At 68.8% G+C, this 15,795-nt stretch carries 11 protein-coding genes and 3 pseudogenes; 3 read left to right on the top strand and 11 right to left on the bottom strand.

Annotated features, from left to right (window positions below):
• Window positions 1-106 precede the first annotated feature (106 nt).
• The 6 genes and pseudogenes from ACIRA5_RS25340 to ACIRA5_RS25315 all read right to left on the bottom strand — a co-directional run bounded on the left by ACIRA5_RS25340 (window position 107) and on the right by ACIRA5_RS25315 (window position 4,169).
• Window positions 107-1,063, bottom strand: a complete 957-nt coding sequence (locus ACIRA5_RS25340; RefSeq protein ID WP_403693975.1) for an SMP-30/gluconolactonase/LRE family protein — start codon at window positions 1,061-1,063, stop codon at window positions 107-109.
• A gap of 609 nt (window positions 1,064-1,672) precedes the next feature.
• Window positions 1,673-1,864, bottom strand: a pseudogene (locus ACIRA5_RS25335) (XdhC family protein); the annotation flags it as partial.
• Window positions 1,865-1,937: 73 nt separating this feature from the next.
• Window positions 1,938-2,279 (bottom strand): annotated as a pseudogene (locus ACIRA5_RS25330) (molybdopterin cofactor-binding domain-containing protein); the annotation flags it as partial.
• A gap of 9 nt (window positions 2,280-2,288) precedes the next feature.
• Window positions 2,289-2,570, bottom strand: a pseudogene (locus ACIRA5_RS25325) (xanthine dehydrogenase family protein molybdopterin-binding subunit); the annotation flags it as partial.
• Window positions 2,571-2,602: 32 nt separating this feature from the next.
• Window positions 2,603-3,514, bottom strand: a complete 912-nt coding sequence (locus ACIRA5_RS25320) for an FAD binding domain-containing protein (protein ID WP_403693973.1) — start codon at window positions 3,512-3,514, stop codon at window positions 2,603-2,605.
• A 10-nt stretch (window positions 3,515-3,524) separates the two neighbouring features.
• Window positions 3,525-4,169, bottom strand: a complete 645-nt coding sequence (locus tag ACIRA5_RS25315; protein ID WP_403693972.1) for a (2Fe-2S)-binding protein — start codon at window positions 4,167-4,169, stop codon at window positions 3,525-3,527.
• 540 nt (window positions 4,170-4,709) lie between these two features.
• Here ACIRA5_RS25315 and ACIRA5_RS25310 point away from each other — a divergent pair.
• Both ACIRA5_RS25310 and ACIRA5_RS25305 read left to right on the top strand, forming a co-directional pair.
• Window positions 4,710-5,567 carry an ABC transporter permease gene (locus tag ACIRA5_RS25310; RefSeq protein ID WP_403693971.1) on the top strand — a complete coding sequence of 286 codons (858 nt, stop codon included), beginning with the start codon at window positions 4,710-4,712 and terminating at the stop codon, window positions 5,565-5,567.
• A 137-nt stretch (window positions 5,568-5,704) separates the two neighbouring features.
• Entirely contained in the window at window positions 5,705-7,942 is a 2,238-nt protein-coding gene (locus tag ACIRA5_RS25305) for an MMPL family transporter (RefSeq protein WP_403693969.1), read from the top strand.
• Between the two features lie 106 nt (window positions 7,943-8,048).
• Here the strand turns inward: ACIRA5_RS25305 and ACIRA5_RS25300 are convergent, their stop codons facing one another.
• Both ACIRA5_RS25300 and ACIRA5_RS25295 read right to left on the bottom strand, forming a co-directional pair.
• Complete coding sequence (locus ACIRA5_RS25300; protein WP_403693967.1) at window positions 8,049-9,104, bottom strand: alpha/beta hydrolase family protein; 1,056 nt, start codon at window positions 9,102-9,104, stop codon at window positions 8,049-8,051.
• 161 nt (window positions 9,105-9,265) lie between these two features.
• Complete coding sequence (locus tag ACIRA5_RS25295; protein ID WP_403693965.1) at window positions 9,266-10,228, bottom strand: amidohydrolase family protein; 963 nt, start codon at window positions 10,226-10,228, stop codon at window positions 9,266-9,268.
• A 1,044-nt stretch (window positions 10,229-11,272) separates the two neighbouring features.
• Between ACIRA5_RS25295 and ACIRA5_RS25290 the strand changes: the two genes are divergently transcribed.
• A complete protein-coding gene (locus ACIRA5_RS25290; RefSeq protein ID WP_403693964.1) occupies window positions 11,273-11,722 on the top strand; it encodes a nuclear transport factor 2 family protein in 450 nt (149 codons plus the stop codon).
• A 130-nt stretch (window positions 11,723-11,852) separates the two neighbouring features.
• Here ACIRA5_RS25290 and ACIRA5_RS25285 read toward each other — a convergent pair whose 3' ends face one another.
• From ACIRA5_RS25285 to ACIRA5_RS25275, 3 genes are all read right to left on the bottom strand, one after another.
• A complete protein-coding gene (locus ACIRA5_RS25285; RefSeq protein WP_403693962.1) occupies window positions 11,853-12,593 on the bottom strand; it encodes a GntR family transcriptional regulator in 741 nt (246 codons plus the stop codon).
• A 200-nt stretch (window positions 12,594-12,793) separates the two neighbouring features.
• Window positions 12,794-13,678 (bottom strand): HpcH/HpaI aldolase/citrate lyase family protein, encoded by an 885-nt coding sequence (locus ACIRA5_RS25280; protein ID WP_403693961.1) that lies wholly within the window; start codon window positions 13,676-13,678, stop codon window positions 12,794-12,796.
• Window positions 13,675-15,777: a hydantoinase/oxoprolinase family protein gene (locus ACIRA5_RS25275; RefSeq protein ID WP_403693960.1), complete on the bottom strand. Its 2,103-nt coding sequence runs from the start codon at window positions 15,775-15,777 to the stop codon at window positions 13,675-13,677. The genes ACIRA5_RS25280 and ACIRA5_RS25275 overlap by 4 nt, the downstream gene beginning before the upstream one ends.
• Window positions 15,778-15,795 lie beyond the last annotated feature (18 nt).

The following is a 15,795-nucleotide window of genomic DNA, read 5'->3' as shown; positions in this document are numbered from 1 at the left end:
CGAGGGCCTCACGTATGAGCATACTGCTCACATATGAGCGGAAGAGGTGGGTGGCGATCAAGGGCGGGGCCGCCCCGTCTGCGACCGGGGCGGCCCCAGCCGGGTGTCAGAGCCGGACGGAGACGGCGTTGTACGTCGTGTCCTGCGTGGGGGCCGTGTTGAAGCGGGCGTTGACCAGGTAGAGGCGGTTGTCGAAACGGGCCACGGCGGTGGGGACGTCGAACCGGGGGTCGGTTATGGTCCTGCACAGCGTGGCCTTGCGCGCCCTCATGTCGAGGTCGAACACGCTGACCAGGTTCTTCCGGTTCTGCACGACGTAGAGCCGGCATCCCACCCGGAGCAGGCCGTCACCGTTGACGACGTCGTCCGCGCCCTTGAGGGTGATCTTGGTGGCGTACCCGGTGCTCAGGTCGATGTGGTAGAGCTTGCCGGGCTGGCTGCTGACGACGATCACGCCACGCCCGTCCGGGGCGGAGACGATGCCGTTGGCGTTGAGGACGTCGGGAACCTGGACCCAGTCGCCGCTGAGCGGCAGCCTGCGCACCCGTCCGCGGTGCCCACGGGGCACTCCGTAGAGCGCGGCGTCGCTCCAGTCGGTGAACCAGACCCGGTCGCCCAGCAGGATGGCGTCATTGATCATGTGGCCCTTGGCGGGGGCCAGTTCGAAGCTGTTCACGAGCTTGCCGGTGGAGGTGTCGAGGACCCGGGCCGTGCCGCCGCCCGCGGCGTAGTAGAGCAGCCCGTCGTGGTCCAGCTGCATGCCGAGGGCGACAGTGCCGACCTCACCCGGGTAGATGACCTTGCCCTTGCCGGTGCGCAGGTCCGCACGGTAGATGGCGCCGGTGCTGAGCGAGCCCGTGTAGGCGTACGGCTTCCTGCCGATGGCGATGCTCTCGGGGAAGAACCCGTTGGGCAGCGGGAATTCGGCCGGCCAGCCCTTCGTGCGGTTGTGGGCCGCGCCGGTGCCGGCCGATGCCGTACCGGCGGCGGCCACGGTGAGCGCGGCGGCGGCCATGCCGCCCAGGACGGCGCGGCGGGACGTGACGGGGGACGTGCGGGGCATGGGAGAGCCTCCGTGAAAGTGGGTTGGGAGAGAACGCAGACGTTTGCGCCGTGAGAAGGGCGGCGGCCCCGAGAGGAACGTCATGCAGGAGAGGACGAGCCGGCTGTGACCAGACGGTCTCGGGTGAGCGAACGAGCCGGTTGTGAGCGGCGCGTCATCTGGGCACAGACTACATACCGGCGGCGAGCCGTCAACTGTCCGATGTTGTCGGCGCGGTTGCGCGGCCGACGCTCAACGACGTGTGAACGAGGCGCCGATCGGCTGTCTCGGCGGGTGTGCGGCGGCGCCCCGCAGGCGCCCGAGATCCAATAAGAAGGCCAGGTCAGGGGCGTGTTGGGGAGACTCGATGGCACGGTTGCGCAGGCGGCCGGACGCGGGTGGCCGGTGCGCTCCGACAGCTCGCCGACACTACAAGTGTGAAGTAAGAAACCTGCTGGATCACTTGTTGCTTGAAGTTAAAGTTGCTAACTTCAGTACAAGGTTGAAGTCAGAGTGGCTGTGGTGGCCGGTGACGTGCGTCGTGTTGTGAACCTGCCGTCACCCAGCGCGCTCCAACATCCGGGGAGTTTCTGTGGACGGTCATCGGCATGCCGCTCGGGGTCTGTAATGCCGGCACAGCTCGTAGACGGCTCCCTCGACGCAGCCTCCGGACACACTGCCGACCACGTTGCCGCCGGCGTCCACGGCGAGTGCGGTGCCGGGTGGCAGGGGTGCGCTGCCGCTCACCTGCACGACGGTGGCGAGGGCGAAGGGACGGGCCTCGTGGCACCAACGGTGCAGCGTGTCCGCGATGTTCAGCATGGCGGGGTCTCCCGAAGTGAGGGCAGGACGGGCCGCCGCCGCGCCGGGGGAGGTGCGCGGCGGCGGCCCAGGCTCAGAGAAGGGCCTCGGCCGTGATGGGCAGTTCGCGGACACGACGCCCGGTGGCGTGGAAGACCGCGTTGGCGATCGCCGGTGCCACACCGACGATCACCACCTCCCCCAGGCCCTTGACGCCGATGGGGGTGAGGTGCGCGTCCTCGCGGTCGAGGTAGATCGCCCGCAGGTCGGGGACATCGGCGTTGACGGGGACGAGGTAGTCGGCGAGGTTGGCGTTGACGATCCGGCCGTCGCGGTGGTCGGTGACCGTGTGCTCCAGCAGGGCCTGACCGATACCGCCGGTCATCCCGCCGTGGGCCTGGCTGTCGGCGAGTTTGGGGCTGACGATCCGGCCCGCGACCGGCTGACCGTGGAAACGGACCTGATCGTCCTGGAAGACGTGCAGCCGCTCACCCCGCGGGTTGCTCAGGTCCTGGTTGGGCAGATAGGGCAGCGTGGGCGCGTTGAGGTGACTGATGACCTTCAGGACACCGGGCTGGGCGAGTGCGGAGCGGGTGTCGATGGCGGTGATCCGGCCGCGGCCGATGCCGCTGTCGACGATGACCGCGTGCACCACACCCTCGATGTCGTGCTCGACGGCGTAGGTCGCCTGGCCGGTGACCTTCAGCCGCCCGTCCACCCGGGACATCGGCGCACCGACGGCCGCCTGCGGCTGGGGACTCATGCGGCACCTCCCACGATGCGCAGCTGACGTTCGACGGTGCGTTTGAGCAACTCGGCCTTGAAGCCGTTGTACTCCAGAGGGCGGGCCCCGTCGGCGGCCTGCTCGGCGGCCTGTGTCCAGAGGGACTTGGAGGGCCGTTCACCGATGAGGTGCCGCTCCACGGCCGGCAGCTTCCACGGCACCGTGCCCACGCCGCCGGCGGCCACCTTCGCCTCCCGGATCACTCCGCCCCGGATGTGCAGGGCGACGGCCGCCGAGGTCAGCGCGAACTCGTACGACTGACGATCACGCACCTTCAGATAACCGGACTTCAGCGGGCGCGGATGGGCCGGGATCGCCACCGCCGTGATCAACTCACCCTGGCGCAGAGCCTGTTCGTGATCGGGGGTGCTGCCCGGCTTCAGCAGGAAGTCCGCGAAGGGCACACTGCGTTCCTTCCCGTCCGGACCCAGCAGGTCGACGGTCGCCTCCAGCGCGGCGAAGGCGACCGCCGCGTCGGAGGGATGGGTGGCCACGCAGTGGTCGGAGGTGCCGAGGATCGCGTGGGTGCGGTTGTAGCCGTCCAGCGCCGCGCAACCCGAGCCCGGCTCACGCTTGTTGCAGTCCGCGGTCACGTCGCGGAAGTAGGTGCAGCGGGTGCGCTGCATGATGTTGCCGCCGATGGTGGCCATGTTGCGCAACTGGGCCGATGCGCTCAGTTCCAGCGCCTGCGAGACGACCGGATACAGGGCGCGCACCTTCGGATGAGCCGCGGCTTCCGCCATGCGCACGAGGGCGCCGGGGCGTTCGACCGTTTCCCGCATCAGGTCGACGAGCGTGGTGCCGCCGGCGATGTAGCGTCCGCCGCGCCGCCCGGCGGCCAGCGCGCCTGGGATGTCGGAGACCTTGGTGAAGGAGAAGGGATACATGGTGGCCGCCTCATCCCCTGCCGTGCGCGGTCTGCTGGACCGCCTTGACGATCTTCACGTAGGCCCCGCAGCGGCAGATGTTGCCGCTCATCCACTCACGGATCTCCTCCGCGGAGCCGGTGTGTCCCTCCTGGACGCAGCCGACGCCGGACATGAGCTGGCCGGGGGTGCAGTACCCGCACTGGAAGGCGTCCTGGTCGATGAACGCCTGCTGCAGCGGATGGAGTCGGTCCCCGTCGGCCAGGCCCTCGACGGTGGTGACCTCGGCCCCTTCCAGTCGTATCGCCAGCGTCAGACAGGAATTGACGCGCCGTCCGTCGACCAGGACCGTGCAGGCCCCGCAGGCACCGGCGTTGCAGCCCTTCTTGGAACCGGTCAGGCCCAGGTGCTCGCGCAACAGGTCCAGCAGCGAGGTCCGGTTGTCGACGGTGACCGTATACCGCTTCCCGTTGACGCTCAGCGAAAGACGGCTGCCCGGCGGGGCCTGCGGGGCGGCGGCCGGTTCCGCGCCGAACGCGGGCGACGCCGTCACCAGGCCACCCACCGCCGCGGAACCGCCGACAACGCCGGTCGTGGCGATGAACGTGCGCCGGGACGGAGCCGTCGCGGGCCTGGCAGGAGAAGAATCAGTTGACTCGGGGGGTTCGGCAGACATGCCCGCTCTCTCGTTTCGGCGACAGATAGGGGCCCATGTGTGGGCGTGCCCGTAGGCGCAACCCGCGTCGTCGGTGTACGACGATCGCGGCGCCGGCTACGTGGCCGGGAACCATGTCCGCACATTACGGAGCAGGGCGCTCCCGGCGCGAGGGTCCACGGGACGAACCTGACGGTGACCGGCTACCACTGGGGAGTGGGGCCACTACCCCCAAGGGGGTAGTGATGCAAGGCTCGTCTGCCGCCACACATCCGCAGCACCGTTCCCGCGACCGCGGTGGGCGTGACTCGTCGGCCTGCACCGCGCCCCGCTCGGCGGGCCGCGGTCACCGACCGGGCTCCGCCGTACTCCGTCAGTGGTACATGGATGCGTCGGTCTACACCCTGAGGCGTCCCCGAAATCCACCTGTAGGCCGCAGGAATTGCCTGCTCACGGCTTTTACGGTTCAAGCATGAACTTGGAAGCCACCCGCGACGACCGGCCCGGGCGACCGTCGAGCCGGTCGTCGCGCCACGGTTCACGTGCCGGAGGACGGACCTCGTGACGGCGCCGACGGAGACTGCGTCCGGCTACCGGGCCGGCCGTACGCTTCCCCTGCGGGTGGAGGCCGTGCGGCAGTTGAGGCGCCGCCGCACGATGGTGATGGCCGTGGTGCTCGCCGCCATCCCCCTGATTCTGGTCGCCGCGTTCGCGATCGCCGGTACCAGCACCGCCGGACAGGCGGACCGGGTCGATCTGATGGACACCACGACCGTGTCCGGGCCCAACTTCGCCGCCGCGACGCTGTTCGCCTCGGCCGGCTTCCTGCTGGTCGTACCGGTGGCGCTGTTCTTCGGCGACACGGTCGCCTCCGAGGCGGACTGGTCGTCCCTGCGCTATCTGCTCGCCGCGCCGGTGCCCCGCCGGCGGCTGCTGTGGAGCAAACTCGTGGTGGCCCTGGCCTTCAGCCTGGCGGCGATCGTGCTGCTGGCATTGCTGTCACTGGTGGTGGGCATCATCGCCTACGGCTGGCAGCCGTTGCAGAGCCCGGCGGGTGGCTCGGTGCCGCCGACCGGCGCCGTGGGCAGGCTCGCGATCGCCGTCGCGTTCGTCTTCCTCTCCCAACTCGTCACGGCCGGGCTGGCGTTCTGGCTCTCCACCGTCACGGACGCGCCGTTGGGCGCGGTCGGCGGGGCGGTGGGACTGACCGTCGTCGGCAATGTGCTGGACGCGGTGACAGCCCTCGGGTCCTGGCGGGAGTTCCTGCCCGCGCACTGGCAGTACGCGTGGGCGGACGCGACGCAGCCGCAGCTGGAGTGGGCCGGAATGATCAAGGGCACCTCGGTCTCGGTGGCGTACGCCCTGGTGCTCTTCGCCCTCGCCTTCCGGGGGTTCAGCAGGAAGGACATCGTCTCCTGATTTCGCCTCCGGCCGGGTCGCCGCCCCTGCCGGTGTCCCCACAGCTCCACCTCATCACCTGACGCGCACCGCTCATGTCGTCGGAACAACCTCACCAACCCCTTTGGCTATGCACGACTTGATCGGAGTATGTCTTCGTGGCTGTGTATCTCTACAAACTAGGACGATTTGCCTTCAGGCGACGCTTCCTCGTCCCCCTCTTCTGGGTGGCGGTCCTGGCGGTGTCGGGTGCGGCCGCAGCCTCCGCCGCCTCTCCCAAGGACTCCGGCTTCGCCATCCCGGGCTCTGAAGTGCAGCGCGCCTTCGACCTGCTCGACGAGCGCTTCCCCGGCTCCAGTTCGGACGGCGCCACCGCCCGCGTGGTCTTCGAGGCGCCGGACGGCGGCAAGATGACCGACGCCGCGAACAAGGCCGAGGTGCGCAAGCTGGTCGAGGAGCTCAAGAGCAGCTCCACGGAGGTCGCCACGGTCAACGACCCGTACACCACCCAGGCGGTCAGCCGGGACGGGAGGACGGCGTACATCTCGGTCTCCTACAAGGTCAGCGGCGACGAACTCGGCGACCCGGCGAAGGACGCCCTGTTCAAGGCGGTCGACGAGGCACGGGCCACGGGCCTGGTCGCGGAGGTCGGCGGCGACGCCGCTGCGGCGGGGCCGGCGAGCAGCGCGACCGAGATCGTCGGTGTGGTGATCGCGGCCTTCGTGCTGTTCATCACCTTCGGCTCGCTGGTCGCGGCCGGACTCCCGCTGCTGAGCGCCATCCTCAGCGTCGGCATCGGACTGGCCGGGTTCTTCGCGCTGGCCAACACCGTGGGCCTGGGAACCCAGAGCAGCACCCTGGGAATGATGCTGGGCCTGGCGGTCGGCATCGACTACGCGCTGTTCATCGTCTCCCGCTACCGAAGTGAACTGGCCGAAGGCCACGAACGCGAGGAGGCGGCCGGCCGAGCCGTCGGCACGGCGGGTTCCGCGGTCGTCTTCGCCGGTCTCACCGTCATCATCGCCCTGGTCGGCCTGGCCGTGGTCAATGTGCCGGTGCTGACCAAGATGGGCATCGCCGCGGCCGCCACGGTCGCCCTCACGGTCCTGGTCGCCCTGACCTTCACCCCGGCGATGCTCGGTATCGCGGGTGACAAGGTGCTGCCCCGCAAGGTCCGCAAGGCCCGCAAGAACGGTGAGGCCCCCGCGAAGGCCTCGAACGCGGGCGGCGCCGAGAAGCCCGGTATCGGCACCCGCTGGGTGCGGTTCGTCCTGCGCCGCCCGGTCGCCGTCCTGCTGGCCGGTGTCGTGGGCCTCGGAGTCGTCGCCATACCGATGACCTCGCTGGAACTGGGCCTCGGCGACGACGGCACCCAGCCCACCTCCACCACGCAACGACGCGCCTACGATCTGCTGGCCGACGGCTTCGGCCCCGGCTTCAACGGTCCGCTGATCACCGTGGTCGACGCCAAGAAGAGCGACGACCCGAAGGCCGCCGCCGGCGAGGTCGTCGCCGCCGTGCGGGCACTCGACGACGTCGCCTCCGTCGCCCCGGCCACCTTCAACAAGGCCGGCGACACCGCGGTGATCACCGTCATACCGAAGTCCGGGCCGTCCTCCGAGGAGACCACCGAGCTGGTCAAGGCCATCCGTCAGAGCGGCGCCTCCATCACCTCCCAGACCGGGGCCAGTGTCCTGGTCACCGGCCTGACCGCGGTGAACATCGACTTCTCGCAGCGGATGAGCGACTCGCTGATCCCCTACCTGATCGTCGTCGTGGGACTCGCCTTCCTTCTGCTGATCGTGGTGTTCCGCTCGATCCTCGTCCCGCTCAAGGCCGCCCTCGGCTTCCTGCTCTCGGTGCTGGCGGCCCTCGGAGCGGTCGTCGCGGTCTTCCAGTGGGGCTGGCTCTCCGGGGTGTTCGGAGTGGAGGAGACCGCCCCGATCATGAGCCTGGTGCCGATCTTCATGATCGGCGTGGTCTTCGGCCTGGCCATGGACTACGAGGTCTTCCTGGTCACCCGCATGCGTGAGGCCTACGTCCATGGCGCGAGCCCCGGCGATGCCATCGTCACCGGCTTCCGGCACAGCGCGAAGGTGGTCACGGCCGCCGCGGTCATCATGATCTCCGTCTTCGCCGGATTCCTCGCCTCCTCCGACGGGATGACCAAGCTCTTCGGCTTCAGCTTCGCCATCGCCGTCCTCTTCGACGCCTTCGTGGTGCGCATGGCCATCGTCCCGGCCGTCCTCGCCCTGCTCGGCGAGCGGGCCTGGTGGCTGCCGAAGTGGGTCGACAAGGCGCTGCCCAATGTGGACGTCGAGGGCGAACGCCTGAACAAGGCCGTACCCGCGGCCGCGGGACAGGGTGCGCCGGAGGAGGAGCCGGTCACCGTCTGACCCGGCAGGTCCTACACCGGGCGCGGAACGAGATCCGGCCGGCCGAAGGGCCGGCCGGACCTCGCGCGTCCGACTCCTGCGCGTGGGACGCGATGAGCCGCGGCGGTCAATGCAGGTGCTGGGCGAAGAAGTCGAGCGTCACATCCATCGAGGCCCGCCACCGGGGCCCGAACGTGTGCCCCTCGCCGGGGTACTTGCGCAGTTCGACGTCCTTGCCCGCGGCCCTGAACGCGGCGGCGGTCTGCTCCGACCAGGCGACGGGGCAGATGTTGTCGGCGGTGCCGTGCTGGATCAGCAGGGGCTCGGTCATCCGGTCGGCATAGGTGACGGGGGCGACGTCCTTCCAGAAGGCCGGAATCCCCCTGGGCGTGCCGTGCTTCTTGTCGATCTCGCGGACCACCGGGTCGGGCGGGCCCCAGCCGGGCTGCGGGTGGCGCTGGAAGCGCTCGACATTCTGCGCCGGGCGCGAACTCACCGGCGCGTAGACCACCGCGGCGTCCACCAGCCCCGGTGCCACCACGAGCGTGTTGTACACCACGCCCCCGCCCTCCGACCGGCCCAGCAGACCGACGCGGTTGCCGTCGATCTCGGGACGGCCGGACGAGCGCAGGGCCAGCACGGCTCCGATGACGTCCTGTGTGTAGCCGAGGCGCAGGTCCACGTCGTTGTCGGGGTCTTTGCCGGAGCCCGCGTGGTTGCGGTAGTCGGTGTGCAGGACGACGTACCCGCGGCGGGCCAGGAGGTCCTGTTCCCGGGGCGTTCCCTGGCCGGTGGTGTAGGTGGCCGGGTCGATGTAGCCGTGCGCCAGGACTACGGCCGGGAACGGCCCCTTGCCCCGGGGGATGTTCATGATGCCGGAGATGGTCAGTCCGTCGGACCGGTACGTGATGGCGTAGCGGGTGTAGGCGTCGTTACGGGCGAGGACGGATCCGAGTCGCAGATCGGATCCATGATGCGGTCGCTTGATCAGCCCTGGAATGGACACGGGATCGACGCGCGCGGAGGTTGGCGCGGGGGTGGATGTGCTGGCCTCCGCGCTGGCGGGCCGCCTTGTCGGCGTCTCGCCGGCGCGAGTGGTGCCGCCGTTGTCGCTACGTGTGCAGCCGACCACAACCACCAGCGGGAGTCCGACGAAGATTGCCATCAGGCGTTGTCGGTGCATGCGTCGATTGTATCCGAATAATGGATACATTTCTGGGTGGATGCCTGCACGCCGGCCGGGGTTCGGTCCGCCGTGTGGGCATGGACCGGCAGTTGGAGGCGGTGGACCGGCCGGACGGCGCTGCGGGTCCGACGTGGTCCGTGACGACGGTGGACCGCGGGTCACGCTCCCAGTTTCAGCAGCCGCTCTGCGTTGGCGTGAGCGATCTTGGCCCGGTCCGTGGGGGTGACGGGCAGGTCGTCCAGGAAGGCGCGGGCCTGGGTGTTGCTGCTGAAGGGGTAGTCGACGGAGAACAGGATGCGGTCCGCGCCGAACGTCTGCAGGGCGGAGGCGAAGGGGGCGTGGTCGAAGAAGCCGCTGGTGGTGATGTGGAAGTGGTCGTAGAAGTGGTCCTTGAAGGGCCGTGCCAGGTTCACGACCCGGCCCAGCGTCGCATCCGCACGCCAGATCATCGACGGGAGTGACTCACCCATGTGCCCGATAACGATCTGCAGGCGTGGGAACCGGTCGAAGACCCCTGCGATGACCAGTCGCAGCGAGTGCAGCCCGGTGTCGACGTGCCATCCCCACCCCCCAGTGGCCAGCGTCAGGCTGACAGCCTCGGGGAAGCCCGCGTAGCAGGCGTCCACCACCGGCTGAGGCGGAATGTTGGGGTGCAGGTAGATCGGCACTCCGAGCGCCTCCGCGCGTTCGAACACCGGCCAGAAGGATTCGTCGTCCAGGTACCGGCCGCCGATGTTGCCGTTGATCAGCGCGCCGACGAACCCGAGCTCGTCCACCGCACGCTCAAGCTCCCCGGCGGCCGCCCGCGGATCGGACATCGGCAGCGTGGCGAAGCCCGCGAAACGGTCCGGATGAGCGGCCACCGCCTGCGCCACGCGGTCGTTGGCCTCGGCGGCCAGGCGTACGGCGAGGTCCGCCGGCAGGTTCTCGGGTCCGGGCGCGGTCTGTGACAGGACCTGGACGTCGATGCCCGCGGCGTCCATGTCGGCGATCCGCTGTCCGTCGAGGTCGTGAAGCCTGCGCTGGGTCTCCGGGCTGGTCAGCCGCTTCAGCGGGTGGTCTCCGTTCGCGTCCCAGATGACCTCGGACATGTAGTGCTCTTCGAGTCCGATGACTCTCATCCTGCCTCCTGCGCCGGGTGGAACCTTCGATGTGTCCTCGGCGCCGAACGCGGGCGGTCCCGCGACGACACCACCGGCCGCCACGGCACCACCGACAGCGCCGGCCGCGGCGAGGAACGTGCGCCGGGACGGATCCGGTGCGGATTCAGTGGAGGGAATATCGGTTGGCTCGGGAAGTTCGGTGGCCATACCGCTCTTTCGATTCGGCGACAGATACGGAGACCCGTGTAAGAGACGGCAAACCGTGGGCCTCGTGCGGCCTGCCGGAATCCCCTCAGGGTAGGCAGCAGGAGTGTCCGGCGCGACGGACCACAGGACTAATCAGCCGCCGCTGAATACCGCCGGGGTACCAGATCCCGTACCACCAGGGACGTATGGATGGCCTCGCCACCAGGTGATCGTTCCCGTCGATGCCGACGGCTGCCGTCGGCAGGATCGTCGACCGCCTGGCACATCAACACGCTTCCTGCCGGAGGGAGTTGGCCGTCATCGCGGGCTGCCCGTGATCCGGCCGGCGCGGCTCCCCGCGGCGCTTCGCGATCCTTGGATGGCTACAAGGTTGAAGTGATCGTGCGCTATTGTGGTTACAAGCGTGAAGTGAATAGAGTGGAGTGCGCGAGGCGGTGGACGTCGCCTTGCGGATCAGCTCTGGCGGGCTTTCCGCAGTGTTCCTCGTGGGCGGGCGACATGAAGCCGCGCCGGCCGATCGCATTTTCCGACGTTGGGAGTTGATCCCGTCGCGGACGCGAGTGCGGCCCCGGCGAGTTCATGAGGGGCGCTTGTCGGCGCTGCGGTCATCGAAAACGAGCCATCCCATACCGGCCGCCTTGTCGACATGAGTATGAGCTGCTGCCTGCAGCGGTGGAGAAAGGGAAGCGGAGGAAAGTCATGGCCACACAGAAACGGAACAGACGGCTGAGAAGGATGGCGGTACTGCTGCTTACCGCAGCCGCGGTGACCGGACTCGGCGCCGCCGCCGCGACCTCTGCCGACAAGTCGACCGCAAACCGACGTTCGTCCCACGCGATTGTCCGAGGAGGACCCATGTCCGATCTTTCGCCTGCCCAGCTGTCCGAGCGTCTGCGCCGGCTTGAGGACGAACGAGCGATTGTCGACACCATGAACGGCACGGCTCTGGCGATGGACTACGGGGACCGTGACCTGTTCCTGGGCTCCTTCACGTCCGACGCCGATTACGCCGTCGAAGTGCGCACCCGCCCCGAATACAACGTCCGTGTGCACGGCCAGGACGAGATCGGTGCCTACTTCGACCGTCACACCCACGCGCCCGCGGTCTGGCACAAGAACGTCGTCACGAATCCATCCGTCGTCGTCACCGGCGACACCGCGAAGGTGACGTCCTACCTCATCCGCCTCGGCGCTGAGGAGAAGGGTTCGGCAAATGTCGCCTTCGGCCGTCTCACCGACGATTTCGTGCGGGGTGACGACGGCAAGTGGCGACTCAAGTCCCGCCTGGCGGAAATGGAGAGCTAGTGCCGCGTCAGCGGCACTAGCTCGTCGGATCGTTTCGCCATTCGGTCTGCGACCAGGGCTTCCCTGGTTGCAGAACGAGCCGGTGAGCACCAGGAACGGGAGGAGGGCATTCGCTGCAACGTACTCGCGCTCAGCGCGCCGAGAGCTGGGCCAGGTTCGGCGGCAGCAACCGGGGCTGATGCCTGCTGGAGTCGAAGAGCGACTCGGTGACGAAGTCGAGCGAGTCGCGGATGTGCCGACGCAGAAGGTCGCGCACATCGGGGTCCTTGGACGCGAACGCCTCGACGATCGCCTTGTGCTGTTCGTCGGCCTTGCGGGCCAGCTCCGTGAGGCGGGAGTCCGGTGTCCACATGAGCGGACTGCGCACCACGTTGTACATCGACCGCACCGTCCGCGCGAGCAGCGGTGCGCCTGCCGCTTCGAGGATGAGGTCGTGGAACGCCATGTTGGCCGCGTTCCACTCGCTGTCGAGCCACTGCAGTTCGCGGTCGCTCTGACTCGCCGCTATCTGTTCTGTCAGTTTGGCCACCTGGCGGGCGGTCGCGCGAAGATCCTTGAGCTGGGTCCGGGTGATCCGCTCCACGGCCAGCTCACCGGCCAGCGCCTCCAGCTCGGAGCGGATCAGCCAGCGCTCGGTGACCTCCTCGCGGGTGGGCATCCGCACGCGCGCGCCGCGGTTGGGTTCGATGGTGACGAGACCGAGGGCAGCCACCTGCTGAAGGGCCTCGCGGATGGGCGTCCGGCTCACGCCGAGCTCTGTGGAGAGCTGGTCCTGTCGCAGGACGGTACCCGGGGCGAGATCGCCACCGACGATCGCCTTCTCCAGCATGGATGCAATCTCCGCGGCCTTGTTGGCCCGATGCCCGCTCATATCTCCATCGCAACTCGTCACTAGGCCTTGACCCACCCCAGACGCGGGAGGGAACGATCTGGAAACGATAGCATGGGTCATCCAACGATTGGATACGACATCTATATGCAACAAATGAGTCCAGGACGGCTCCGCACCGCCCTGGACTTCACCCGTGCGCGTCCCGCGCCGTCTCACACCGGGTCGCCCCGCACGGCCGGCTACGGACGGGCGGGCGAGGTGACTTCGTTGGGCCTTTCGTCCTCGGGGATGAGTACGAACTGGAATCCGCGCTCGAACTCCCGCGCGACGTCCTCCTCGTAGCCGTCGCCCGGCATGATGCGCCTGCCCGCGAGAGTCGCCTGCGGAATGACCGTGGTTCCGACCGCCACGCCTGCTTTCCGAGCGGCACGCAGCACGATCTCCTGCGACTCGCGAAGGTCCGGATGATTGGGATCCAGCCGCCCCAGCATGGAGAGGCTCAGGTCGCCCTGCCCGAAGATCAGGGCACCGATACCCGGCACCTTGACGATGTCCTCGATGTTCTTGACGCCGACATGGTCCTCGATGGTCAGCTTCAGAATCACCTCGCCGTCAGGGTTCAGCGGCCACAGGTCCGCCAGCTTCACGTAGTCGGACAGAGACGTGCCCCAATAACGCGCGGCGGTTCCGCCGTAGAATCCGCGCTCACCCTCGGGGCCTGAGCCTTCCAGCCCCTGCGGATAGCGGCTGTACCGGACCAACGAGGCGGCCTGGTCGGCGGTCTGGACGCGTGGCTGAACAATCCCGAAGGCGCCGTAATCCAGTACGTGCTTGATAATCCACTGATTGTGCTCCGACGCGTTTGTCGGGACCCTTACCAGTGGTGTCGGTCCGGCGAGTGGATCACCCGTGTTCCGGATATGACGACGGCTGATCAGCCATTGGAGGCTCTCGCCGAGCATCGGGAAATCGAAATCCACATGCTCCATGTCGAGCCAGACGAAGTCGAGATCCGATTCGCCGAGCCGTCGTATCCGGTGATGGTCGCTGTTCTCGGCGTGCACGCCGACCACCTGCGACGTGCCCGCATCGAGGGCCCGGATGAAATTGTTGAGCCTCGTCATCGCTGTTCTCCCTCCGCGGGGGCGAGCACCCGCGACCCGGCGAAACGGATGCGCAGCGTGCCGCCCTCGACGACCTCCAGCGTCGCGGCCGGCGGGATGACGGTGGTGGACCCCTCTTCGTATACGACTGCGGGGCCTTCGATGCGGTCGCCGACGGTGAGCGTGCCGCGTGGCACGACCTTCGAGACGACCGGGTCCTCGCTGTCGTCCCAGCGCGACTCGATCTCACCCGTGGTCCCTTCGGTGCCGCCCTTGTGCACGGCGACGACCTGCGGCAGTTCCCGCTCGGCCACGACCTCCAGTTCGACGACCTCGACGTCGGAGTACGGGTCCAGGTGGCCGTAGCGGCGGACGTACTCCTCCTCGAAGGCGCGGTGGAACCGGTCGGCCACGTCGGCGGGGGGCTTCTGTCCCTCGTACGGGGCGTCGATCTTGACGGTGTGGTCCTGGCCCCGGTAGCGCATGGCCAGCGAGTGCCGGACGTGGATGTCGAAGACTCCGCTGGTGCCGCCCGTCAGCTCGCTCGCCAACTCGCCGGAGATCCGCTCCAGGGTCTGGGTCAGGCTCGCCGGATCGACGTCGCGGAGCAGGCCGAGCATGACCTCGCGCCGGTCGAGGCGCAGATTCGCGCCGAGCATGCCGAAGGCCGAGTAGTGACCGGGGTAGAGGGGGACCAGGACCTCGCCCAGATCCGCCTCCATGGCGGCCTCGCAGCCGTGCATCGGCCCCGCGCCGCCCGTCGCCAGGATCGCGAACTCCTGCGGATCGCGCCCTCGTTCGAGGGTCTGGCGGCGGATGCCCGCGGCGATCTGGAGGTTGGCCAGCTTCAGGATGCCCAGGGCCAGCCGCATCGGCGTCATGCCCGCCTTGGCCGCCAGGCGCTCGATCGCCGCCGCCCCGGCGCCGACGTCGAGCGTGAGCGAGCCGACGAAGTGGTCCTTGTCCAGGCGGCCGCAGTAGAGGTTGGCGTCCGTGACCGTGGGCTCGGTGCCGCCCAGGCCGTAGCAGGCCGGCCCGGGCTGCGAGCCCGCCGAGCGCGGGCCGACGCGCAGCCGGCCGGCGTCGTCGAGCCAGGCGATCGAGCCGCCGCCGATGGGGAGTTCGACCACGTCGACCGTGTTGACCTGGAGGGGGAGGCCGCGCGAGCTGCCGCCGACCCAGTACTGGTCGATGGTGGCGTAGTCACCGTCCTCCACCAACGAGACCTTCGTCGTCGTACCGCCCATGTCGAACACGACGAAGTTCTTGATGCCCAGGCCCGCCGCGAGCGTCCGCGCACCGATGACGCCCGCGACCGGACCGGACTCGACGGCGCGGATCGGGAAGCGCGTGGCGACGTCCACCGTCATCGCGCCCCCGCTGGAGTCGAGCACGACGAACTGGCCGTCGAACCCGTCCTCGCCCAGCCCGGACAGCAGCTGCCGCAGGTACCGGTCGGCGACCGGGGCGACATAGGCGTTGGCGGTGGCGGTCGTGAAGCGCTCGTACTCCCGCCACTGCCGGCTGAGCGAGGACGACGTCGTCACCGGGACGCCCGGCAGGACGCGGGTGAGGTACTCGGCGACATAGGTCTCGTTCGCGGGCTCGACGTACGCGTTGAGCAGCGCGATGGCCACCGCCTCGACGCCCGCGGTCCTGAGTTTCTCGGCGAGTGCGTCGAGTTCCGCCTCGGTCGGCCGGCGCGTGATCTCTCCGGTGGCCCGGGTCCGCTCCGGGATCTCGAAGCGCAGCTCCGGCGGCACGAGAGGAGGGTTGCGTACGAAGCGGAGGTTGAAGCCCTCCTGCCGGTTCGCGCGGGCGATGTCGAGGACGTCGGAGAACCCCTCGGTGGTGACCAGGCCGACGGCGGAACCCCGTCGCTCCAGCAGTGCGTTGATGACGAGTGTCGTCCCGTGCGCGACGATCGTTCCATCGCGTGTGAGGTCCACGCCCGTGTCGCGTACGGCGGCGAGCACCGCCTGGGACTCGGTTCCGTGTGTGGTCAGTCGCTTGCCCACGACCAGCCGTCCGTCCTCGTCGACGGCCGCGACATCGGTGAACGTGCCACCGATGTCGCAACCGACGCGGCTGACGGATCCTGATTGCTTGTCAGATCCCATCTCGGCTCTCTTCCAGCC

Source organism: Streptomyces sp. NPDC096311 (assembly GCF_044763085.1).
GTDB lineage: Bacteria > Actinomycetota > Actinomycetes > Streptomycetales > Streptomycetaceae > Streptomyces.
The sequence above is the reverse complement of the archived record's forward strand: the minus strand, read 5'-3'. Positions and strand labels throughout refer to the sequence as shown.

Excerpts from the sequence above, each read along its gene's own strand:
- ACIRA5_RS25340 (WP_403693975.1), bottom strand. The coding sequence starts at position 1,063 with ATGCCCCGCACGTCCCCCGTCACGTCCCGCCGCGCCGTCCTGGGCGGC.
- ACIRA5_RS25320 (WP_403693973.1), bottom strand. The coding sequence starts at position 3,514 with ATGTATCCCTTCTCCTTCACCAAGGTCTCCGACATCCCAGGCGCGCTG.
- ACIRA5_RS25315 (WP_403693972.1), bottom strand. The coding sequence starts at position 4,169 with ATGTCTGCCGAACCCCCCGAGTCAACTGATTCTTCTCCTGCCAGGCCC.
- ACIRA5_RS25300 (WP_403693967.1), bottom strand. The coding sequence starts at position 9,104 with ATGCACCGACAACGCCTGATGGCAATCTTCGTCGGACTCCCGCTGGTG.
- ACIRA5_RS25295 (WP_403693965.1), bottom strand. The coding sequence starts at position 10,228 with ATGAGAGTCATCGGACTCGAAGAGCACTACATGTCCGAGGTCATCTGG.
- ACIRA5_RS25290 (WP_403693964.1), top strand. The coding sequence starts at position 11,273 with ATGTCCGATCTTTCGCCTGCCCAGCTGTCCGAGCGTCTGCGCCGGCTT.
- ACIRA5_RS25285 (WP_403693962.1), bottom strand. The coding sequence starts at position 12,593 with ATGAGCGGGCATCGGGCCAACAAGGCCGCGGAGATTGCATCCATGCTG.
- ACIRA5_RS25280 (WP_403693961.1), bottom strand. The coding sequence starts at position 13,678 with ATGACGAGGCTCAACAATTTCATCCGGGCCCTCGATGCGGGCACGTCG.
- ACIRA5_RS25275 (WP_403693960.1), bottom strand. The coding sequence starts at position 15,777 with ATGGGATCTGACAAGCAATCAGGATCCGTCAGCCGCGTCGGTTGCGAC.